General features: G+C 72.7%; 24 protein-coding genes. 19 read left to right on the top strand and 5 right to left on the bottom strand.

Annotated elements, in window-relative coordinates; translation table 11 throughout:
* From ABZW17_RS40760 to mptB, 4 genes are all read left to right on the top strand, one after another.
* On the top strand, positions 1-999 hold a 999-nt coding region (locus ABZW17_RS40760), incomplete at its 5' end, for an ABC transporter permease (RefSeq protein WP_354826522.1).
* The gene (locus ABZW17_RS40755) at positions 996-1,892 is read left to right on the top strand and encodes an ABC transporter permease (RefSeq protein ID WP_354826519.1); all 897 of its coding nucleotides are present in this window, start codon (positions 996-998) and stop codon (positions 1,890-1,892) included. The genes ABZW17_RS40760 and ABZW17_RS40755, both read left to right, overlap by 4 nt.
* Positions 1,889-3,538, top strand: a complete 1,650-nt coding sequence (locus ABZW17_RS40750; RefSeq protein WP_354826516.1) for an ABC transporter ATP-binding protein — start codon at positions 1,889-1,891, stop codon at positions 3,536-3,538. The genes ABZW17_RS40755 and ABZW17_RS40750 overlap by 4 nt, the downstream gene beginning before the upstream one ends.
* A 47-nt stretch (positions 3,539-3,585) precedes the next feature.
* Positions 3,586-5,121, top strand: coding sequence for a polyprenol phosphomannose-dependent alpha 1,6 mannosyltransferase MptB (gene mptB, locus ABZW17_RS40745; protein WP_354826514.1), 1,536 nt, complete (start codon positions 3,586-3,588; stop codon positions 5,119-5,121).
* A 55-nt stretch (positions 5,122-5,176) separates the two neighbouring features.
* Here mptB and ABZW17_RS40740 read toward each other — a convergent pair whose 3' ends face one another.
* Genes ABZW17_RS40740 through ABZW17_RS40730 form a run of 3 tightly spaced genes read right to left on the bottom strand, consistent with a single transcriptional unit; the run spans position 5,177 to position 8,396 of the window.
* The gene (locus ABZW17_RS40740) at positions 5,177-5,584 is read right to left on the bottom strand and encodes a TIGR03668 family PPOX class F420-dependent oxidoreductase (protein ID WP_354826511.1); all 408 of its coding nucleotides are present in this window, start codon (positions 5,582-5,584) and stop codon (positions 5,177-5,179) included.
* A complete protein-coding gene (locus ABZW17_RS40735; RefSeq protein ID WP_354826509.1) occupies positions 5,581-6,480 on the bottom strand; it encodes an LD-carboxypeptidase in 900 nt (299 codons plus the stop codon). Before ABZW17_RS40735 ends, ABZW17_RS40740 begins: the two co-directional genes overlap by 4 nt.
* Positions 6,477-8,396 carry a prolyl oligopeptidase family serine peptidase gene (locus tag ABZW17_RS40730; RefSeq protein ID WP_354826506.1) on the bottom strand — a complete coding sequence of 640 codons (1,920 nt, stop codon included), beginning with the start codon at positions 8,394-8,396 and terminating at the stop codon, positions 6,477-6,479. The genes ABZW17_RS40735 and ABZW17_RS40730 overlap by 4 nt, the downstream gene beginning before the upstream one ends.
* Positions 8,397-8,473: 77 nt before the next feature.
* On the opposite strand from ABZW17_RS40730, the gene ABZW17_RS40725 reads away from it, so the two are divergent.
* The 8 genes from ABZW17_RS40725 (at position 8,474) to ABZW17_RS40690 (ending at position 14,029) form a co-directional block, all read left to right on the top strand.
* Positions 8,474-9,052 carry a DUF3090 domain-containing protein gene (locus ABZW17_RS40725; protein ID WP_354826503.1) on the top strand — a complete coding sequence of 193 codons (579 nt, stop codon included), beginning with the start codon at positions 8,474-8,476 and terminating at the stop codon, positions 9,050-9,052.
* Positions 9,053-9,054: 2 nt separating this feature from the next.
* Positions 9,055-9,852 carry an SCO1664 family protein gene (locus tag ABZW17_RS40720; RefSeq protein ID WP_354826501.1) on the top strand — a complete coding sequence of 266 codons (798 nt, stop codon included), beginning with the start codon at positions 9,055-9,057 and terminating at the stop codon, positions 9,850-9,852.
* Positions 9,837-9,965 (top strand): hypothetical protein, encoded by a 129-nt coding sequence (locus ABZW17_RS40715; RefSeq protein WP_354826498.1) that lies wholly within the window; start codon positions 9,837-9,839, stop codon positions 9,963-9,965. Before ABZW17_RS40720 ends, ABZW17_RS40715 begins: the two co-directional genes overlap by 16 nt.
* Complete coding sequence (locus ABZW17_RS40710) at positions 9,956-10,723, top strand: aminoglycoside phosphotransferase family protein (protein WP_354826495.1); 768 nt, start codon at positions 9,956-9,958, stop codon at positions 10,721-10,723. Before ABZW17_RS40715 ends, ABZW17_RS40710 begins: the two co-directional genes overlap by 10 nt.
* A 51-nt stretch (positions 10,724-10,774) precedes the next feature.
* Positions 10,775-11,590, top strand: a complete 816-nt coding sequence (locus ABZW17_RS40705) for a DUF3097 domain-containing protein (protein ID WP_354826492.1) — start codon at positions 10,775-10,777, stop codon at positions 11,588-11,590.
* Positions 11,591-11,674: 84 nt separating this feature from the next.
* Positions 11,675-12,109: an NfeD family protein gene (locus ABZW17_RS40700; RefSeq protein ID WP_354826489.1), complete on the top strand. Its 435-nt coding sequence runs from the start codon at positions 11,675-11,677 to the stop codon at positions 12,107-12,109.
* Positions 12,106-12,594, top strand: a complete 489-nt coding sequence (locus tag ABZW17_RS40695; RefSeq protein ID WP_354826486.1) for an SPFH domain-containing protein — start codon at positions 12,106-12,108, stop codon at positions 12,592-12,594. Before ABZW17_RS40700 ends, ABZW17_RS40695 begins: the two co-directional genes overlap by 4 nt.
* 16 nt (positions 12,595-12,610) lie before the next feature.
* Complete coding sequence (locus ABZW17_RS40690; protein ID WP_354826483.1) at positions 12,611-14,029, top strand: SPFH domain-containing protein; 1,419 nt, start codon at positions 12,611-12,613, stop codon at positions 14,027-14,029.
* Between the two features lie 150 nt (positions 14,030-14,179).
* On the opposite strand, the gene ABZW17_RS40685 is transcribed toward ABZW17_RS40690, so the two are convergent.
* Positions 14,180-15,526 (bottom strand): MFS transporter, encoded by a 1,347-nt coding sequence (locus ABZW17_RS40685; RefSeq protein WP_354826480.1) that lies wholly within the window; start codon positions 15,524-15,526, stop codon positions 14,180-14,182.
* 149 nt (positions 15,527-15,675) lie between these two features.
* On the opposite strand from ABZW17_RS40685, the gene ABZW17_RS40680 reads away from it, so the two are divergent.
* The 7 genes from ABZW17_RS40680 to ABZW17_RS40650 all read left to right on the top strand — a co-directional run bounded on the left by ABZW17_RS40680 (position 15,676) and on the right by ABZW17_RS40650 (position 20,038).
* Positions 15,676-15,993 (top strand): hypothetical protein, encoded by a 318-nt coding sequence (locus tag ABZW17_RS40680; RefSeq protein ID WP_354826477.1) that lies wholly within the window; start codon positions 15,676-15,678, stop codon positions 15,991-15,993.
* A gap of 40 nt (positions 15,994-16,033) precedes the next feature.
* Positions 16,034-16,657 carry a TetR family transcriptional regulator gene (locus ABZW17_RS40675; protein WP_354826474.1) on the top strand — a complete coding sequence of 208 codons (624 nt, stop codon included), beginning with the start codon at positions 16,034-16,036 and terminating at the stop codon, positions 16,655-16,657.
* Between the two features lie 77 nt (positions 16,658-16,734).
* Entirely contained in the window at positions 16,735-18,243 is a 1,509-nt protein-coding gene (locus ABZW17_RS40670) for an FAD-dependent monooxygenase (RefSeq protein ID WP_354826472.1), read from the top strand.
* Between the two features lie 26 nt (positions 18,244-18,269).
* Positions 18,270-18,656, top strand: coding sequence for a VOC family protein (locus ABZW17_RS40665; protein ID WP_354826469.1), 387 nt, complete (start codon positions 18,270-18,272; stop codon positions 18,654-18,656).
* A complete protein-coding gene (locus ABZW17_RS40660) occupies positions 18,656-18,976 on the top strand; it encodes a metalloregulator ArsR/SmtB family transcription factor (protein WP_354826466.1) in 321 nt (106 codons plus the stop codon). Before ABZW17_RS40665 ends, ABZW17_RS40660 begins: the two co-directional genes overlap by 1 nt.
* Entirely contained in the window at positions 18,973-19,449 is a 477-nt protein-coding gene (locus ABZW17_RS40655) for an SRPBCC domain-containing protein (RefSeq protein ID WP_354826463.1), read from the top strand. The genes ABZW17_RS40660 and ABZW17_RS40655 overlap by 4 nt, the downstream gene beginning before the upstream one ends.
* Complete coding sequence (locus ABZW17_RS40650; RefSeq protein ID WP_354826460.1) at positions 19,430-20,038, top strand: TetR/AcrR family transcriptional regulator; 609 nt, start codon at positions 19,430-19,432, stop codon at positions 20,036-20,038. Before ABZW17_RS40655 ends, ABZW17_RS40650 begins: the two co-directional genes overlap by 20 nt.
* On the opposite strand, the gene ABZW17_RS40645 is transcribed toward ABZW17_RS40650, so the two are convergent.
* On the bottom strand, positions 20,018-20,794 hold the full coding sequence (locus ABZW17_RS40645) for an SGNH/GDSL hydrolase family protein (protein ID WP_354826458.1): 777 nt from the start codon (positions 20,792-20,794) through the stop codon (positions 20,018-20,020). The two genes, ABZW17_RS40650 and ABZW17_RS40645, sit on opposite strands and share 21 nt — an antisense overlap.
* Between the last annotated feature and the right edge of the window lie 56 nt (positions 20,795-20,850).

Raw genomic sequence — 20,850 nt, 5'->3', positions numbered from 1 at the left:
CTCGCCGATCCCGGCGAGCACCGCGGCGGGACCGGCACCGCCCGGTTCGTGCTCAGGAAACTGCTCGAAGCCGTCATCAGCGTCCTGCTGGTGATCGTGCTGTTCTTCTTCCTCTTCCGGATGCTGCCCGGCGACCCGGTCGCGGCGATGACCCGCGACCGCGTCACCAGCCCCCAGCAGATCGCCGAGCTGCGCGAGAAGATGGGCGTCGACAAGCCCGTGTTCGTCCAGTTCGGGACCTACTTCTGGAACCTGCTGCACGGCGACCTCGGCGAATCCCGGCTGCTCAACAACGGCCGCCCGGTCGCCGACCTGATCGGCGAACGGCTCTGGCCGACCATCCTGCTCGTCGGCAGCGCCACGCTGCTCGCCGTCGTCCTGGGCCTGTGGCTGGGCATCCGCGCGGCCTGGCGCCGGGACAGCTTCTTCGACCGCAGCCAGACCGGGCTCGCCCTGACGCTGTGGTCGGTCCCGCAGTTCTGGCTCGGCCTGATGCTGCTCGTCGTCACCGGCGGCCTGTTCCCCAGCCGCGGTATGCACTCCCCGGACGCCGCCCCCGACGTCCTGTCCCAGACCCTCGACGTCCTGCACCACCTGGTGCTGCCGTGCGTGACGCTGCTGGCGGTGTTCTACGCCCAGTACATGCTGATCATGCGGTCGTCGCTGCTGGGGGAGATGAACGCCGACTACCTCACCACCGCCCGCGCCAAGGGCCTGCGCGACGACCTCGTCCGCCGCCGCCACGCCGTCCCCAACGCCCTGCTGCCCACCACCACGCTGGTGTTCATGCAGTTCGGCCAGGTCGTCGCCGGCGCGGTCACCGTCGAAGCCGTGTTCAGCTGGCCCGGCCTGGGCCAGCTGACCTACGACGCCCTGCACGGACCCGACCTGCCGGTGCTCCAAGGCGTCTTCACCGTGCTGGCGAGCGCGGTGGTGCTGATGAACCTGCTCGCGGAACTGCTCTACCGCGTGCTCGACCCCAGGGTGCGTACCTCATGACCACCGCCGAGACACCCCGGCAGATCGCCTGGGCCCGCCGCCGCGCGTCGCTGCGCCGGACCTGGCGTGAGTTCGCCGGCCAGCGGGCCGCACTCACCGGGCTCGTCCTGCTCGGCGCCACCGTCGTCGTCGCCCTGCTGCTGCCGCTGATCAGCGACCAGAGCGGCCTCGACGTCACCAAGGCCACCGGGGCGCCGCTGTCCCCGCCGAACGGCGACTTCTGGCTCGGCACCGACAACTTCGGCCGCTCGGTGCTGCTGATGACCGTCTGGGGCACCCGGATCTCCCTGCTCGTCGGGTTCTCCGCCGCGCTGCTGTCGGTCGTCATCGGCACCCTGATCGGCATCACCGCCGCCCACTTCGGCGGCTGGGTGTCGGCGACGCTGCTGCGGTTCACCGACTTCTTCCTGGTCCTGCCCTCCCTGATCCTGGCCATCGCGCTTTCGGCGGTGCTGCCCAGGGGCGTCGGCACGATCATCATCGCCATCGGCCTCACGGCCTGGCCCAGCACCGCCCGGCTCGTCCGCGCCCAGACGCTCACCATCGAAAGCCGCCCCTACATCGAACGCGCCCACGCCCTCGGCGGCGGCCACCTGCACATCATCGGCCGGCACGTGCTGCCCGGCGTGATGCCGCTGGTCCTGGCCAACACCACCCTGGTCGTCGGCAACGCCGTCATCGCCGACGCGACGCTGTCGTTCCTCGGCGTCGGCGACCCCAACTCCGTCACCTGGGGCCTGGTGCTGGAGAACGCGCTCAACAACGGCGCCATCAGCCGCGGCGCCTGGTGGAACGTGCTGCCGCCCGGCATCGCCATCGTCCTCGTCGTCCTCTTCTTCACCCTGGTCGGCCGGGGCCTGGAGACCGTGTTCAACCCGAGGTTGAAGAAGTGACCACCCCGCTGCTGCAGCTCACCGGCCTGAACGTCACCTACGCGGTGGGGGACTCCGACGTCCCCGCCGTCCGCGGCGTCGACCTCACCCTCGACCCCGGCGGCACCCTCGGCGTCGCCGGCGAATCCGGCTCGGGCAAGTCCACCGTCGCCATGAGCGTGCTGCGGCTGCTCCCGCGCACGGCGAAGATCGACGGCGAGATCCTCCTCGACGGCGAAGACGTCACCACCATGAAGTGGGGCCGCCTGCGCGCGGTCCGCTGGGCCGAAGCGTCGGTGGTGTTTCAGGGCGCCATGCACGCCCTCAACCCGGTCCGCCGGATCGGCGAGCAGATCGCCGAACCCCTCCGGCTGCACCCGCCGTCCGGCAAGGCCCTCACCGACACCGAGGTCGACGCCCGCGTCGCCGAACTGCTCACCCAGGTCGACCTGCCCCCGAGCCGGGCCGGCGCCTACCCCCACGAGCTCTCCGGCGGCCAGAAGCAGCGCGTCATGATCGCCATGGCGCTGGCCTGCTCGCCCCGGCTGATCATCGCCGACGAGCCCACCACCGCCCTCGACGTCATCGTCCAGGCCCAGGTCCTCACCCTGCTCACCCGGCTGGTCGCCGACCGGCACATCGGGCTGATCATGATCAGCCACGACCTGTCCGTGCTCGCCGCCACCTGCGAACGCATCGCCGTCATGTACGACGGGCAGATCGTCGAAGAAGGCCCCAGCGCCGAGGTCATGGGCGCGCCGAAGCACGAACACACCCGCGCGCTGGCCGCGGCGTTCCCGACCGTCGGCGACCCGGTGTCCCGCTTCGCCCCGGCCACCAGCACCCCGCTGCCCCCCGAGCCGCCGGACCGGGAGGCGGGGGAGCCGCTGCTGGCCGCGGAGAACCTGCGCGTGTCCTTCCGCGACCGCACCGGCAAGCGCATCGACGCCGTCGCCGGCGTCGACCTCACCGTGTCCCGCGACGAGATCGTCGCCCTGGTCGGGCAGTCCGGCTCCGGCAAGACGACGTTCGCCCGCACGCTGCTCGGCCTGCAGAAACCCGACTCCGGCGTGGTCCGCTACGACGGCAAGCCGGTCCCCGCCTCCGGCGCGGGCCTCAAGGCCTACCGCCGTCAGGTCCAGCTCGTCCTGCAGGACCCGACCAGCGCGCTCAACCCGGCCCACACGGTGTACGAGGCCGTCGCCGAGGGACCGCGGATCCACCAGCTCGCCGACGAGCGCGCGGTCGTCCACCGGGCCCTGGAAGCCGCGGAGCTGCGACCGGCGGAGAAGTACGCCGACCGGCTCCCGCACCAGCTCTCCGGCGGCCAGCGCCAGCGCGTCGTCATCGCCGGTGCCCTGGCGCTCGAACCGTCGGTGGTGGTGGCCGACGAACCGGTCGCGTCGCTGGACGCGTCGGTGCGCGGGGAGATCCTCGGGCTGCTGCTGCGGCTGCGGCGCGAACTCGGCCTCGCCGCCCTGGTGATCACCCACGACCTGGGCCTGGCCTGGAACATCGCCGACCGCGTCGCCGTGATGTACCACGGCGAGCTCGTCGAAACCGGCACCGTCGAACAGGTCCTGCTCGACCCCCAGCACGAGTACACGAAATCCTTGCTCGCCGCCCTGCCCGGCGGCACCGCTCAGCGCCGCACCGTCGAAACCTGATACTGCGGGAACTCCACACGAGCGCGTTGTGTAATCTCCGAACGGAAATGGCGACCACCACCGACCCCGCACAGACGCCCTCGGCCGGACTGGCCGAGCGGCTCCGCGTGCCCTCGCGATTCCCGTACCGCACGATCGCGATGGGCACGGTCGGCAGCACGCTGCTGATGATCGCCGCCCTCGGCGCCGGCGGCATCCTCATCAAGGACCCCGTGCTCGGCCACGGCCCGCTGTCCTGGGTCCGCTACGGCCACGGGCGCATGCTCGCCAACGCCGTCCTCTACACCGGCTTCGGCCTCGTCGTGTGGGCCTGGGTCCGCCTCGGCCGCTACGTGCTGCTCGGCCGCGTCGGCAGCCGCCCGGTGCTGGTCGCGGCCGGCTGCTGGATGGCGCCACTGCTGGTGTCGCCGCCGCTGTTCACCCGTGACGTCTTCTCCTACCTCGGCCAGGGCGCCCAGCTGCTCTACGGGCTCGACCCGTACGCCAACGGCCCCGCCGAGCTCGACGTGCTGCCGAACGTGGTGCAGAACGTCCACCCGCTCTGGCAGACCACCCCGGCCCCGTACGGGCCGCTGTTCCTGCTGATCTCCAAGGGCGTGGTCGCCACCACCGGCGACAACATGATCCTCGGCGTCATCCTGATGCGCGTCGTGCTGCTGGTGGGCCTGGCCGGGACGCTGTGGGCGCTGCCGCGGCTGGTCAAGCACCTCGGCGGCAAGCTCCCGGTCGCGCTGTGGCTCGCGGTGGCCAGCCCGATGATGGTCATCCACCTCTTCGGCGGCCCGCACAACGACCTGATGATGCTCGCGTTCCTCACCATCGGCGTCCTCGCCGCCCTGGAACGCAAGCACGTCGCCGCGGTCGTCCTGGTGACGATCGGCATGCTGATCAAGCCCACCGCGGCGATCGCGCTGCCCTTCCTCGTCTGGATCTGGGCCAACCACCTCGAGGGCGAGTCCAAGGTCCGCAACTTCCTGCGCGCCGGCGCCGCCTCGGTCGGCCTGTTCCTCCCGGTGTTCGTGGCCGGCACGTGGATCTCGCTCGGCTCGCTCAACCTGGGCTGGTGGTCGGGGTTGAAGGCCCCGCAGCTCATCGCGAACTGGCTCAACATCCCCACCGGCATCGGCGAGGTGTTCTACAACCTGGTCCACCTGGTCGTGGACGTCCAGGTCTCGCCGTTCGTCACGGTCGCCCGCGCGCTGGGCATGCTCGTCCTGATCGCGATCGGCGTCCGCCAGTGGTGGCTCGGCCGCGGCGGCGGCACCGAGGCGGTCTACCGCGCGGGAATTTCCCTGCTCGCGGTGGCGATCCTCATGCCGCCGACCCTGCCGTGGTACCTGACCTGGGGTTTCGTGCTGCTGTCGGCGTTCAGGTGGCAGCCGAGGCACCTGGCCGTGGTGGTGGCGGTCTCGGTGTTCGTGACGCTGGTGTACTACCCGACGGGCGAGCAGGCCCTGTACGACTGGTGGTTCATCGCCCTGGTCGTGGTGGCCAGCCTGTACTCGGCGGCGTCGCTGCTGCGGCCGGACCCGCTTGGCCTGATCGACGCCTGGCGCCGCCCGGAGAAGTTCCTCCGCGACTGACCAGGCTCGTGAGTGGTAAGGCGCGTTCTAACGCGCCTTACCGCTCACGAGCCGCTCACGAGCCCGTCCAGCCGCGCCAGGTGTGGACCTCCGTCACCACCACCGCGTGCTCCGGCGGCCGCTGCGCGTACTGCTCGTACTTCGCCATCAGCCACGACAGCGGTTTCGCGCGCTCGGCCTCCGGCAGCACCCACGCGAAGCCGTCCGCGCGGGCCCACCACAACCGCGCCCAGTCCTCGTCGTAGCCGTCGGCCAGAAAACACACCGCCGGGTTCTCCGCGATGTTGCGCAGGCGGCGAAGCGCCACCGAGGACTTCGGCTTGTGGTCGACCGCGAACACCACCACGTCACCCCGCACCGCGAACGTCACCGGCACCAGGTGCGGGACCCCCGAAGCCGACACCGTCGCCAGCCGCGCCACCCGCGCCGCCGCGAACCGCTCCTTCGCCTCTTCCGGCGTCACGTCAGCGCGGGGGAGTCGAACGTCAGCGTCCCCAGGTCCGCGTCCAGCGTCACCGGCACCCCGAGCGGCAACGTCGGTGACGACGCCACGTGCCCGAACCCGAACTCCTCCACCAGCGGCACGCCCAGCGGCGCCAGCCGCTCCAGCAGCAGCGAACGGATGTCCGCGGGATCACCGCACGCCGCCCACGAGCCCAGCACGATCCCGCGGACGCCGTCGAACCAGCGGCTGCGCAGCAGCTGCGTGAGCATCCGGTCCAGCCGGTACACGCTCTCCGTCACGTCCTCCAGCAGCACCACCGCGTCCCGCGCCGACCCCTGCTCCGGCGTGCCGATCCCGGCCGCCAGCAGCGACAGGTTGCCGCCCGTCAACACCCCCGACGCCCGGCCCGGCACCAGCGCCGAGCCACCCCGGACCACCACGTTCCGTTCCGGTTCGAACAGCGCCCGCCGCAGGTGCTCCTGCGCGAAGTCGTCGAACAGCACGCTCGCCGGCATCGAGGAGAACAAACTGGACAGTCCCAAGTGGACGTCCACCGCCCGGTGCAGCGCCGTGACGTCCGACGACCCGGCCAGCACCTTCGGGCCCGCCGCCCGCAGCACCGGCCAGTCCACCAGGTCCAGCATCCGCTGCACGCCGTACCCGCCGCGTGCCGCCATGACGCACCGCACGCCCGGATCCAGCCACGCCTCGGTGAACTCCGCCGCCCGCTCGGCGTCCGGCGCCGACAGGTACGGCGGCGCCCCGGGCGAAGCACGCACGCACGGCCCGACCCGCACCTCGACACCCCAGCCGCGCAGCACCGGCAACGCCTTCTCCAGCAGGTCCGCCGGCACCGGCCCGGCCGGCGCCACCAGCGCCAGCGTGTCCCCGGCCCGCAACCGCGACGGCCTCACCGCGACAACTCCAGCCGCGCCACACCCGGCGTCTCGAACCCGAACGCCTGCCCGTAGAACGACAACTCCGCCTCCAGCGCCGCCACGATCGTCGCCGCCTGCCGGAACCCGTGCTGCTCCCCGGGGAACCGCTGGTAGGCGTACGGGATCCCGCGCCCGGCCAGCCCGGCCACGAACCGGTCCGCCTGCTCCGGCGGGCAGATCCGGTCCTCCAGGCCCTGCTGGAACAGCACCGGCCCGGCCAGCGCGCCCGCGTTCGCCAGCGGCGAACGCTCCACGTACCGCTGCCGCGCCTCCGGCAGCGGCCCCACCAGGCCGTCGAGGTACCGCGACTCGAAGTCGTGCGTGTCGCCCCCGGCCCCGGTCCACCCGGCCAGGTCCAGCACCGGGAACATCACCGTGCCCGCCCGGTAGGTCTTCGTCGTCGTCAGCGACGCCGCCGCGGTGAACCCGCCCGCGCTGCCCCCGCGGATCCCCAGCCGGTCACCGTCGGCCAGCCCGGCCGCCACCAGCGCCTCCGCCACCGCCACGCAGTCGGCGACGTCCACCACGCCCCACTGCCCCCGCAGCCGCTCGCGGTAGGCGCGCCCGAACCCCGTCGACCCGCCGTAGTTCACCGCCGCCACGCCGATCCCGCGGCTGGTGAAGTACGCGATCTCCAGGTCCAGCCCCGGCAGGTGCTGCCCGGTCGGGCCGCCGTGGACGTGCACCAGCAGCGGCGGCCGCTCGCCATCGGGCGCCGTGAACTCCGGGTTCCGCGGCGGGTACAGGACGACGGGCACGGTCTCGCCGTCCGCCGTGGTGAACACCCGCTCCTGCGGCTCGGGCAGGCAGGCGTGCGGCAGCTCCGGCTGCGGCGTCAGGTCCGTCACCACGCCGTCCGGGGAAACCCGCACGACCGCGGCCTCCCGCGCCGGGCCGCCCGCGACGCCCACCACGTCGTCCCCGGAGACCGCGAAGGCGGTCGAAGACCACGCCGTGAGCTCGCCCGCCACCGGCGTCACCGAGCCGTCCGCCTCGTCGAGCACCGCCAGCCGCCCCGAGGACAGCACCGCGTACCGCCCGCCGCCCAGGGCCGCGAACCACCGCGATCCCGGCTTCCACAGCGGCCCGCCGAGCTCCTGCTCGACCGGCGCGACGGTCACCACCGAGCCGTCCAGGCCGATCCGGTGCAGGTTCCACCAGCCGTCCGGGTCCAGCAGCGCCAGCAGCGACGTCGGCGTCTCCCACTCGACCTGGCACACCGAGACGTCCGCGCCACCGGCCAGCACCCGGTGCGGCCCGAAGGAGCCGTCCTCCTCGACGGGAGCCACGCACAGCTCGGTGCCGTCCCACGGCATCAGGGGGTGGTCCCAGCCGAACCAGGCCGCGTGCCGCCCGTCCGGCGACAGTTTCGGCACGGTCAGGAAGTGGTGGCTCGCGGCCAGCACCCGCTCGCCGCCGCCGTCCAGCGCGATCGCCACCAGCGCCCGCTCGACGTCGGTCGGCCGCGGCCCGGTGCCGCGCTCCCGGACCGCCCACACCTCACCCGGGCGCCCGGCCCGCAGGTCGCCGTAGCGGACCCCCTGCGGTTCGGCCGGGGACGGCGTGAGCGGCACCACGCCGGTTTCGCTCTGCGCGTACACGCGCTGATCGGCCCAGTGCGTGAACACCACGACGCCGTCGACGGCCGCCCACGGCCGCCCGCCGTACTCGTGCAGCCGGTTGCGGACGTTCCACGGGGCGGCCAGCACGTCCTCGGTGCCGCCCGGCACAGCCCGGACCAGCGCGACCCGCCCCTGTTCACCGGGCCGCGCCTCGGCCCACCACACCTCGCCGGAGACGACGTCGAGCCACTGCGGGCCACCACCGGTGGCGGCCACCGCGGCGGCGGTGATGGGCGAAGACCAGGTTCCGTACGGCGAGATCCGAGACACCCCCCGAGGCTAGCGGCCCCGCGAACCAGGGGCGGCGGATGCCGATCATGCGGCGGTGGCCTAGGGTCGTCAGTGCTATGTCTCGCGTAATCCACGTCTTCCGCCAGCCGGATCGGTTCGTCGCCGGCACCGTCGGCGAGCCCGGCGATCGCACGTTCTACCTCCAGGCGTCGGAGGACGTGCGCACGATCAGCGTCACCATCGAAAAACAGCAGGTCGTCGTCCTCGCGGAACGGCTGAGCTCGCTGCTGGAGGAGGTCGCCAGCCGGTTCGGCGCCGACGTCCCCGACGACGCGCCCGACGACCTCGTCGACCTCGACCCGCTCACCGTGCCGGTCGAGGAGGAGTTCCGCGTCGGCACCATGGGGCTGGGCTGGGACGCCGACAGCAGCGCGGTCGTCATCGAGCTGCTCGCCATCACCGAGGGCGAGGTCGACGAAACCGTCGTGCTCGACGACACCGAAGAGGGCCCGGACGCCGTCCGCGTCTTCCTCAGCCCGGCCGCCGCCCGCGCCTTCGCCGAGCGCGCCGACCGCGTCGTCAACGCCGGCCGCAAGCCGTGCCCGCTCTGCGGCGAGCCGCTCGACCCGACCGGGCACATCTGCCCCCGGCAGAACGGCTACCGGCGCGAAACCGACGACGCGGGCGAAGACTGACCATGACGCCTGCCCCGGCCGACCCCGCCTCCCGCGAACTCGTCACCCACGGCCGCATCGACGTCGAAGGCCGGCTCGTCGACGCCTCCAACGTCACGCTGTTCTGCGCCATCGAGCTCGACGGCGTCACCGGCCGGGTCGTGTACAAGCCGGTGTCGGGGGAGCGGCCGCTGTGGGACTTCCCCGACGGCACCCTGGCCGGGCGCGAGGTCGCCACCGCGATCATCGCCGGCACGACCGGCATCGGCGCGATCCCGCCGACCGTGCTGCGCGACGGCCCGTTCGGCCCCGGCATGGTCCAGCTGTGGGTGGAGACCACCGAGGACGACCTGGTGGAGGTCCTGCCGCCGGACGAGGTCCCCGACGGCTGGCGCCCGGTGCTGCACGCCCACGACCGGCTCGGCGAACCCGCGGTGCTCGCCCACGCCGACCACCCCGGGCTGCGCGACCTCGCCGTGCTCGACATCGTCGTGAACAACACCGACCGCAAGGGCGGCCACCTGCTGCCCGGCACCGACGGCCACGTCTACGGCGTCGACCACGGCATCTGCCTGCACACCGACCCCAAGCTGCGGACCGTCCTGTGGGGCTGGATCGGCGAGCCGGTGCCGCCGGACACCGTCGAGAAGCTGCGCAAGCTGCGGTCGGAGCTCGACGGCGGCCTCGGCAAGACCCTCGCCGAGCACATCACGAAGTTCGAGATCCGCGCCCTGGCCGAGCGCACCGACCTGCTGCTCGCCGAAGGCATCTTCCCCGAACCGGGTGACGACTGGCGCGCCATCCCGTGGCCCCTGTTCTGATCGACGCCGCCACCCGCGCCCGGCTCGTCGGCCGCTTCGGCGCGGAACTGGCGCAGCCGTGGTGCGACACGTTCCCGGACCTGGTGGCCCGGCTGAGCGCGCGGTGGGGCTGACCGTCCGCGAGGCCCGGCCCGGCAACACCGGGCGCACGCTGCTGTGCACCGGACCCGGCGGTGACCTGCAGGTCCTGAAGCTCACCCCGGACCCCGAGGTCGCCCGGCTGGAGGTCGCCGGCCTGCGGGCCTGGGCCGGGTGCGCGCGGGCGGTGCAGGTGCTCGACACCGACCTCGGCGCCGGGGCGATCCTGCTCGAAGGCCTCCTGCCCGGCACCGAACTGCGCGGCCGGCCGGTCCCGTGGCCGCAGATCGGCGCACTGCTCACCGAGCTGCACTCGGTCGCGCCCCCGCCCGGCCTGCCGCCGCTGACCGACCGCGTGACCTTCATGTTCGACATCACCGAGCGCACCGTCGCCGGCTCGGCCGCCGAGCGGCACCTGACGCCGGAACTCCTCGCCCGTGCCCGGGGCCGGGCCCTCGACCTCGCTCGCGGTGGCCCGGTCGCCGTCGTGCACGGCGACCTGCACCCCGGCAACGTCCTCGACGCCGGCCCCCGCCGCGGTGTGGTCGCCATCGACCCGCGCCCGAGCGTCGGCGACCCGGCCTTCGACCTCGCCGACTGGCTCTACCTGCCGCAGGCCGCCGGCGGCACGCTCGACGACGGCATCGAGGCCCTCCGCCCGCACCTGCCCGGCCTCGACGCGGGGCGCGCCCGCGCGTGGTGCGCCGCACTGGCGCCGCTGGCCGCCCACCCGCTGCTGCGCCGCGGTGAGCACACGCCGTTCACCGACGCCCTGCTGGAGATGGCGCGCTGACCGGCGTGGCATGCCCCGGCCGCGCAGCCGCGGCCACTAGGTTCCGGGGTCGTGCGCTCCCAACGCTATGACGACGTGCTCGCCGGCCGGCGCCGCAAGAAGGTGCCCGAAGTCCCGGCCGAACCCGGCCTGGTCGTCGAGGACCCGGCCAGCGGCTACTGCGGTGCCGTGGTGAAGATCGAGTACGGCAACGTCGTGCTCGAGGACGCCAAGGGCCGCCACCGCGTCTTCCCGCTCGTCCCCGCCGGGTTCCTCCTGGAAGGCAAGCCGGTCACCCTCGTGCCGTACCGGGCGCCGGCGAAGGCCCCGGCCCGGCGGGTCTCGGCGTCCGGCTCGGTACGCGTCGAAGGGCTGAAGGCCCGCGTCGCCCGCGACTCGCGCATCTGGGTCGAAGGCAAGCACGACGCCGAGCTCGTCGAACGCGTCTGGGGCCACGACCTGCGCGTCGAAGGCGTCGTCGTCGAACCGCTCGACGGTGTCGACGTGCTCGCCGACCGGATCGCCGAGTTCGGCACCGGCCCCGGCCGCCGCCTCGGTGTCCTGGTCGACCACCTGGTGCCCGGCAGCAAGGAATCCCGGCTCGTCGGCGCCATCCGGGACGCGAACGTGCTGGTCACCGGCCACCCCTACATCGACGTCTGGGAGGCCGTGCGCCCCGAGGCGGTCGGGATCAGGGCGTGGCCGAAGATCCCCCGCGGCACCGAGTGGAAGCAGGGCATCTGCGACGCGCTCGGCTGGGGGCAACCTTTCGAAGGCTGGCAACGTGTCCTCAGCGGGGTGAGCAGTTTCCGCGACCTCGAGACCCCGCTCATCGGGGCCGTGGAGCGGCTCATCGACTTCGTCACCGAACCGGCGGAAGAGGGCTAGATGTCCGAATTGTCCAAGGTCACGCGAAGGTTACGTCCCGTCACTGCGCCGGTGCGAACCGGCGCGATCTGAGAGCATGAAGCCATGGCTTGGGCACTGGTCTGGTTGATCGTCGGCATCGCCCTGATGATCGCCGAAGTCGTCTCCGGCGACTTCGTGCTGATCATGCTGGGCGTCGCCGCGCTGTTCGGGGCGGGTGCCGAACTGCTCACCGGGAACCTGCTCATCGACGTCGCCGTGTTCGCGGTCGCCTCGGTCGGCATGCTCCTGCTGGTCCGGCCCGCCCTCAAGCGGCGCCTGCTGTCCGGGCCGGCCCACCACACCGGCATCGACGCGCTGATCGGCGCCCGCGCCGTCGTGCTGTCCACAGTGGACGCCGAGGCGGGGCGGGTGAAACTGGGCGGCGACGTCTGGTCGGCCCGCAGCCTCGGCGAGCACCTCCCGCCCATCGAGCCCGGCACCTCGGTCACCGTCGTCGAGATCTCCGGCGCCACCGCCGTCGTGTCGGCGGAGCCGTGAGCCTCGGGCTCGTCATCGTCGGCGAGGGCCACGCCGCGGTGATCGAACGCGGCGGGAAGTTCCGCACCGTGCTCGGCCCCGGCCGCCACTTCGTGCTCCCGTTCGCCGACCGGGTCCGAGCCCGCGTCGACGTCGGCGAGCAGATCCTGTCCAGCCCGCCCCGCCCCGTCGCGGCCGGCGACGGGCAGGAGGTCCTCGTCGGCTTCGAGGTCACCTTCGTGGTCACCGACCCGCGCCTGGCCGCCTACGGGATCGCGAACCCGGCGCTGGCGATCGAGCAGCTGACGCGCACCGCGCTGCGGCAGGAGGCGGGCCTGACCACGGCCGAGCGCGCCGTCACCGCGCCGGGGGACCTGCACCGTACAGTGTGGACGGTCCTGCACGACACCACCGGCCGCTGGGGCATCACCACGAAGGACCTCAAGCTCGCGGTGCGCCCGCCCGCGGCACCCGAAACGCCGTCAACCGCGCAAGAATGGTACTAGGTAAGGGGAAGATCTCTTGACCGGATTTGTGATCGGGCTGGTCATCGCGCTGGCCTTGCTCGTGATCATCACGATAGCCAAGGCGGTCATGGTGGTGCCGCAGGCGCAGTCGGCCGTGATCGAGCGGCTCGGCCGGTTCCGCACGGTCGCTTCGCCCGGCCTCAACATCCTCGTGCCGTTCCTGGACAAGGTGCGCGCCCGGATCGACCTGCGCGAGCAGGTCGTCTCGTTCCCGCCGCAGCCGGTGATCACCGAAGACAACCTGACGGTGTCGATCGACACGGTCGTGTACTTCCAGGTCACCGACTCGCGCGCCGCGGTGTACGAGATCTCCAACTACATCGTCGGTGTCGAGCAGCTGACCACCACCACGCTGCGCAACGTGGTCGGTGGCATGAGCCTCGAGCAGACCCTGACCTCCCGCGACTCCATCAACACCCAGCTGCGCGGCGTGCTGGACGAGGCGACCGGCCGCTGGGGCATCCGCGTCAGCCGCGTCGAGCTGAAGGCGATCGACCCGCCGCCCTCCATCCAGGACTCGATGGAGAAGCAGATGCGCGCCGACCGTGAGAAGCGCGCCATGATCCTCACCGCGGAAGGTCAGCGGGAGTCCGCGATCAAGACCGCGGAAGGCCAGAAGCAGAGCCAGATCCTCTCCGCCGAAGGTGCCCGCCAGGCGACCATCCTCGCCGCCGAGGCCGAGCGGCAGTCCCGCATCCTGCGGGCCCAGGGTGAGCGGGCCGCGCGCTACCTGCAGGCGCAGGGCCAGGCGAAGGCGATCGAGAAGGTGTTCGCCGCGATCAAGGCCGGCCGCCCGACCCCGGAGGTGCTGGCCTACCAGTACCTGCAGACGCTGCCGCAGATGGCCCAGGGCGACGCGAACAAGGTCTGGATGATCCCCAGCGACTACGGCAAGGCCCTCGAAGGCTTCGCCCGTGCGCTCGGCGCCCCGGGTGACGACGGCGTGTTCCGGTACGAGCCGCCGAAGGACGACGAGGTCCCGGCCAAGGTCGACCTCGACGACGAAGAGGTCGCCGACTGGTTCGAGACCAAGAGCGACCCGAAGGTCGCCGAGGCCGTCGCGGCCGCCGAAGCGGTGGCGCGCAAGGAGGTCCCGGCGATCGGGGCGTCTTCGTCGCCGCCCGCGCGGCCGTCGATCCCGCGCCCGGCGCAGCCGCAGGGCGAGCCGGGGGCCGACGAGGACCGCGGCACGGAGGCCGTGCCCCCGCCGCAGCCGCCGTCGACCCCGAAGAGCGGCCAGCCGGCGCTGCCCCAGCCGCAGGCCCCGGCCGGCCCGCCCCCGGGTGGCCAGTACCAGGGCCCGCCGCCGCAGGCCCCGCCGCCCGGCCAGTTCGGCGGCCCGCAGCAGAACCCGGGCACCGGCCCGTTCCCGCAGCAGCCGCCCTTCGGCGGTCCGCAGGGCCCGCGCCGCTGAGCACCCTGCCGCGGCTCGGGGGGGGGTTTGATAAAGTTGTTGTGCCAGTGTTGGTCGGCCGCTCCCCCCCCGCCCGGCCGTCTTGTTTTTCAACAAAATTTTAAAAACCCTTTTACACACCCCCCCCCCCGCCGCGGCAGATTCGGGTGGTCAGGTGCGCTGGTAGACGGTGACGTCGTCGATGTCGGCCTTCGAGCGGTCCCGCAGGAAGATCACGCACAGCACGGTGACCACCGCGGACAGGACGATGTACCCGGAAATCGAGTACGGCGTCCCGGTCGTGTGCAGCAGCCACGTCGCCAGCAGCGGCGCCGGGCCGCCCGCGAACACCGACGCCAGCTGGTAGCCGAGCCCGGCGCCGCCGTAGCGCAGGTGCGTCGGGAAGCTCTCGCCGATCAGGGCCGCCTGCGGGCCGTACTGCAGCGCGTGCGGGACGAACGACACGACGACCGCGACGAACACCAGCGCGTGGCTGCCGTGCGCCAGGATCGTGAAGTACGGGAACGCGATCAGCCCGGTCAGCACCGCCCCGCACAGGTAGACCCGCTTGCGGCCGAAGGTGTCCGACAGCGACGAGAACAGCGGGATCAGCGCCAGCTCGCACGCGGCGCCGACGAGGACCGCGTTGAGCACGAACGTCTTGCTGAAGTCGTGCCGGGCCACGACGTAGATCAGGACGTAGCTGGTGAACAGGTAGAACGGCATCTGCTCGCTGAACCGGACGCCGGCCGAGAGCAGGATCTCCCGCCAGTGGTGGCGGATCGCGTCGAGCACCGGGGTGCGGGCGGTCTGCCCGTTCTCGACGAGCTTCGCGAACATCGGCGTCTCGAGGATCTTCAGCCGGATCACCAGCCCGACCGCGACCAGCACCAGGCTGAGCAGGAACGGGATCCGCCAGCCCCAGGAGTCGAACGCGTCGGGGGAGAGGGTCGCCGACAGCAGCGTCATGCCGCCGGTGCCCAGCACCAGCCCGACCGGGACGCCGATCTGCGCGAAACTGCCGAGCAGGCCGCGTTTGCGCTGGTCACCCCACTCCATCGCGAGCAGCACCGAGCCGCTCCACTCGCCGCCGATGGCGATGCCCTGCACCAGCCGCAGCAGCACCAGGATCAGCGGGGCGGCGATCCCGATCGCCGCGGTCCCGGGCAGCAGCCCGACCACGCCGGAGGAGATGCCCATCAGCAGCAGCGTGACGATCAGTGTCGCCTTCCGGCCGATCCGGTCACCCCAGTGGCCGAAGACGGCCGCCCCGACCGGCCGCGCGGCGAACCCGACCGCGTAGGTGGCGAACGACTGCATCGCGCCCGCGTACGCGCTCGACGCCGGGAAGAACAGGTGCGGGAAGACCAGAGCCGCCGCGGTGTTGTAGAGGAAGAAGTCGTACCACTCGATGGTCGTGCCGATGGCGCTGGCGAGCGCCGCCCGCCGCACCTGAACCCGCCCCGACTTGCTGTCCGGCGCCACCTTGTGAGTGACGTCGTTGTCGCCCAGAACCATTCCCCACCACCTCCGGTGACCGGTGTCACACAACAGTGTGACGCGCGTCGACGGTTTCGGCGATCGATGACGCGTTTCTCGTCCGGTGCGTGACGAAGCGCCGGAAAAACCGGGCGCGCGCGGGGGCCGGTGCTCCTTACCCTCGGGGCATGCCGCGCCGGATCATGTACCTCCAGCTCAAGACGGGCCACGACACCGATCGCGGGCCGTCGTGGATCGCCTGGGTGCGGTTCTCCAAGACCTGGCGGACCGCGTACGTCCACGGCCGCGAGCTGCGCCGGTGGCCGGGCCTCTACGACGCCAACTTCGTCGACGTCGAGACCGGCGAGGAGTTCTGGCTGTCCGGTCCGAAGCGGGATCGCACCGACGGCCGCTACAGCAACGTCCCACCCGTCGTCGACAGCGACGCGGCGGCCCGGTACGCGGCCTTCCTCGGTGGCGCACCGGCCACTAAACTTGCCGACTAGGCAACTTTGCAGATTAGGCAAAGTTCGGTACGGTGAACCCATGGACAGCGACCGCGCCGGTCTCCGGGAGCGCAAGAAGCACGAAACGCGCATCGCGCTGAGCTGGGCGGCGATCCGGCTGACCGTCGAACGCGGCTTCGACAACGTCCGCATCGAAGACATCGCCGCCGAAGCCGGGGTGTCCACCCGGACCTTCAGCAACTACTTCGGCAGCAAGGGCGAGGCCATCGTCGCCCGGCACCACGACCGGGCCCGGGCGATCGCCGCCGCGCTGCGCGAACGGCCGGCCGGGGAGCCGATCTGGGACGCCATCACCCAGGCCGCCCTCGAGGGGTTCGCCCTCGGCGAACCCCTGCCCAGCAAGGGCGTCGCCGACCGGGCGTGGGTGGAGGGGCTGCGGCTGATGGTCGCCGAACCCACGCTGCAGGGCGAGTTCCAGAAGGCCGGCGCGGCGGCCGAAGCGGAGTTCGCGCTCGTCGTCGCCGAACGCACCGGCACCGATGTCGCCCGGGACGTCTACCCGCGGCTCGTCGCGGGGGTCGTCGGGGCCGCGCTCAACGTCGTCACCCAGCAGTGGCTCCTCGCCGAGCCGTCGCAGTCGATGGAAAGCGTCCTGCGGGACGTGTTCGGGCGGCTCGCCGCCGGCCTGCCCGCCCCGCGCTAGACCTCGCCGCACACGCCCGGGCCACGCCGGGCTGCTTCGGCGTGCCCATTTTCCCTGCCACCACGAGGAGTTCCGCCATGGAAGACGTCGTCATCGCCGGAGCCGGTCCCAACGGCCTCATGCTCGCCTGCGAACTCGCCCTCGCCGGGATCCGCCCGCTGGTCCTGGAACGGCTGCCCGAGCCGACCACCGAAAACCGCGCCAACGGTCTCGTCGGCCAGGTCGTGCGCCTCCTCGACCGCCGCGGCCTGCACGACCGGCTGGCCGGCCCGCTTTCCCCGCCCGCACCGGCGTTCGTCTTCGGCGGGATGCGGCTCGACCTCACCCTCGCCGACCCCAACCCGCTGCACATCCTCCAGGTGCCGCAGCGGCGCGTCGAGGCGATGCTCGGCGAACGCGCCGCCGAACTCGGCATCGAGGTCCGCCGCGGCCACGAGCTCACCGGCCTCACCCAGGACGCCGACGCCGTCACCCTCGAAGTCGACGGCCCCGACGGGCCCTATCGGCTGCGGACCCGGTACCACGTCGGCGCCGACGGCGGCCGCAGCGTCACCCGCAAGCTCGCCGGCATCGACTTCCCCGGCGTCACCGAAGACCGCTCGCTCTCCTACACCGCCAACGCCACCGTGCCCGCGGAATTCGCCGATCCCGCCTCGGGCGGCCTGCGCGTTCCGGGACACGGCGTCATCCCGCCGTTCTTCCACTACCGCACCGAAACCGGCCTGTTCGTCTACGCGCCGTTCCCCGCCGGCCCGCTGATCAGCAGCATGGAGCGGGCCGACGGCGAAGAAGAGCCCGGCGACGAGCCGCCGATGACCCTCGACGAACTGCGCGCGAGCGTCGAACGGGTCCTCGGCTTCGCCCTGCCGATCGAGCCGCCGGCCGGGGACGGACCGCACCTGCTGCGGCGGCTGCGCGGGCGCAACACGCGACTGGCGGCGAAGTTCCGCGAAGGGCGCGTGCTCCTGGTCGGCGACGCCGCTCACGTCCACTCCGCGATCGGCGGTCCCGGCCTCAACCTGGGCCTGCAGGACGCCGCCGGGCTCGGCTGGAAGCTCGCCGCCACGCTGCACGGCTGGGCGCCCGCGGGCCTGCTTGACACCTACGAGAGTGAACGTCGTCCGGTGGCCGAGCGCGTCGTCATGCACACCCAGGCGCAGTCCGCGCTGGTCGCGCCGGGCCGCGACGTCACCGCGCTGCGCGAGCTGTTCGGCGAGCTGCTGCGGCTGCCCACCGCGGTACGGCACATCGCGGACCTCATGTCCGGCGCCGACGTCCGGTACGAGCCGGCCACCGGTCACCCGCTGGAGGGCCGCTGGGCCCCGGACCTCGTCCCGGCCGAGCTGACCCGGGCGGCCCGGCCGGTGCTGTTGGACTTCACCGGCTCGCTCGGCGACGAGCTGCGCGGCTGGCGCGACCGGATCGAGCTCGTGCCCGGCGTGGCACCGGACGAGGTGACGGCGTTGCTGGTCCGCCCCGACGGGTACGTGGCCTGGGCGTCCGGCTCGGCCACCCCCGACGACGCGGACCGCAAGGCCCTGCGGACCGCCCTCGAACGCTGGTTCGGCGACCCGCTTGACGCGTAGGAGATCTCCTACGTAATGTCGGTGGCATGACGATCACCCACGTGCAGTTCCTGACCCTGCCGGTCGCCGACCACGTCCGCGCGCGGGACTTCTACGTCGGCAAGCTCGGTTTCGAAGCCCTCGTCGACCGCCGCACGCCCGAAGGCGGCCGGTTCGTGCTGGTCGCGCCCCGGGGGGCGAAGACCGGCGTGGTCCTCACCGACCAGCAGGTCACCGGCGTCGGCGGCGGGCCGCAGCACTTCCAGCTGCAGTCCACCGACCTCGACGCCGACGTCGCCGCGCTGCGGGCGGCCGGGGTCGAGGTCGCCGACCCGGAAACCCGGCCGTGGGGCCGCGCGACGTCGTTCCGGGACCTCGACGGCCACACCCTCGGCCTGCTCGAGCCGTCAGACTTCGGCGCCGTGCCGCGCTGATGCCGGTCAACGACGACGTCTTCGCCGCGCTGGCCAGCCCGGCGCGGCGCGAGGTGCTGCGGCTGCTGCTCGAGGGCCCGATGGCCGCCGGCGCGATCGCCGAGCGGTTCGCGATGGCCCGGCCCAGCCTTTCGGAACACCTGCGGGTGCTGCGGGAGGCGGGCCTGGTCACCGAGCAGCGGCAGGGCCGCAACCGCGTCTACCGCCTCGACGCCGCCCCGCTGGAAGAGGTCGCGGACTGGCTGACCCCGTACGAGCGCTTCTGGCGCACCAAACTCGCCGCCCTGCGCGACCTGCTGGACGAGGAGGACGACCGGTGACCGACGACGATCCGGCCGCGGTCCACGTCGAGCAGTTCCTCGCCCACCCGGCGGCCAAGGTGTGGCGGGCCCTGACCGAACCGGACCTGCTCGAACGCTGGCTCGGCATGCCCAACGACATCAGGCCCGTGGTGGGGCACCGGTTCGAGCTGCTGGCCGAGCCGGTGCCGGCGGCCGGGTTCGCCGGCGGCCCGGTGGCGTGCGAGGTCCTCGAAGCCGAGCCCGAGCGCAAGCTCAGCATCCGCTGGGGTCCGCAGTGGACGGTCACCTGGCGGCTCGAACCGGAGGGTACCGGCACCCGGCTGTTCCTCAGCCACGAAGGATTCGACCCGGACGACGAGTCCCAGCGCGTCTCGCGGCGGATCATGGGCTCGGGCTGGCGCTCCCACGTGCCGCGGGCCTTGGCCCGGTTGCTGGACACGCTGCCCGGGCCGCCCCCGCTACCATCGGGTGGTGAACCCCGCCGCCGCTGAACCCGATGCGTCGAAACCCCTGCGCGCCGACGCCCGGCGCAACCGGGCGCGCGTGCTGGAAGCGGCCGAGAGCGTGTTCGCCGCCAAGGGCACCGGGGCCCCCACCGAGGAGGTGGCGCGGGTCGCCGGCGTCGGCATCGGCACGGTGTTCCGGCACTTCCCGACGAAGGAGGCGCTGCTCGAAGCGGTGCTTTTCGCCCGCCTGCGGCGGTTCGTCGACGAGGCCGAGGCCGCCGTCGAGGCGGAGTCCGCGGACCCGGGTGCCGCGTTCTTCGCCTTCCTCACCAGCTGGGTGGAGATGTCGAGCGCGAAGAACGCCTACTTCGAAGCCCTCACCGCGGCGGGGGTGACGGTCCCGGTGGCGAAGTCCGACATCGGCGCGCGGCTGATGTCGGCGCTGGGCGTGCTGCTGTCGCGGGCGCAGGATGCCGGCGCGGTCCGCGGCGACCTCGTGGCCGGCGAGCTCATCCCGGTGATCATCGGCGTCGCGCGGGCCGCCGAGTACGCGGGCCCGGACGCGCCCCTGCGCGACCGGGCCGTGGCGATCCTCTTCGACGGCCTCCGCCCGTCAGCGGGGCAGCGGCGCTGAGTCCACCGGCGCCAGCGCCGGGCGTTTCGCGGTGAGCGTGTCGCCGGAGGACTCGCCCCGCAGCCGCCGGCGCACCCACGGCAGCGCGTGGTCCTGCGCCCACTTCAGGTTCTGACTGCGGCGCGCGGCCGGGCTCAGCACCTCGCGCGGCCCGAATTCGGTGGCGGTCAGCGGGTGTTCGACGCCGAGCGCGGCCAGCACGGCGATGGCGACCTCGGTGTGGCCGTACGGGTTGAGGTGCAGCCGGTCCGGCGCCCACAGCCGCCGGTCGCGCAGCTGCCGCATGGCCCACATGTCCACCAGCAGGGCGTCGTGGCGGACGGCGATGGCGCGGACGAACTCGTTGTAGATGGCGACCCGGCCCCGCATCCTGCGGAACAGCGCGTCCTCGACCCCGTCGACCCCGGTGAACAGCACCAGCCGCGCCCCGGTCGCCCGGATCCGCGCGACGGCGGCTTCGTAGTCGACCATCAGCCCGTCGATGTTGACCTTGGGCCGCATCAGGTCGTTGCCGCCGGCGTAGAGGGTGACGAGGTCGGGTGCCATGGCCAGCGCGGGTTCGAGCTGCTCGCCCAGGATCTGCGGCATCAGCTTGCCCCGGATCGCGAGGTTGGCGTACCGGAACCCGGGCTCGCGCGCGGCGAGCTGCTCGGCCACGCGATCGGCCCACCCCCGCACCCCGTTCGGGGCGGCGGGGTCGTCGTCACCGACGCCTTCGGTGAACGAGTCCCCCAGGGTCACTAAGCGCTTGCTCATGTGTCCAGTGTAGGCAGAGCGGCGACCTGGGCTCGCCGGGGACCGTGCCTCGAACT

The sequence above is a fragment of the Amycolatopsis sp. NPDC004625 genome (assembly GCF_040609695.1).
Taxonomy (GTDB): Bacteria; Actinomycetota; Actinomycetes; order Mycobacteriales; family Pseudonocardiaceae; genus Amycolatopsis.
This window is presented reverse-complemented; position numbering and strand designations above follow the sequence as displayed.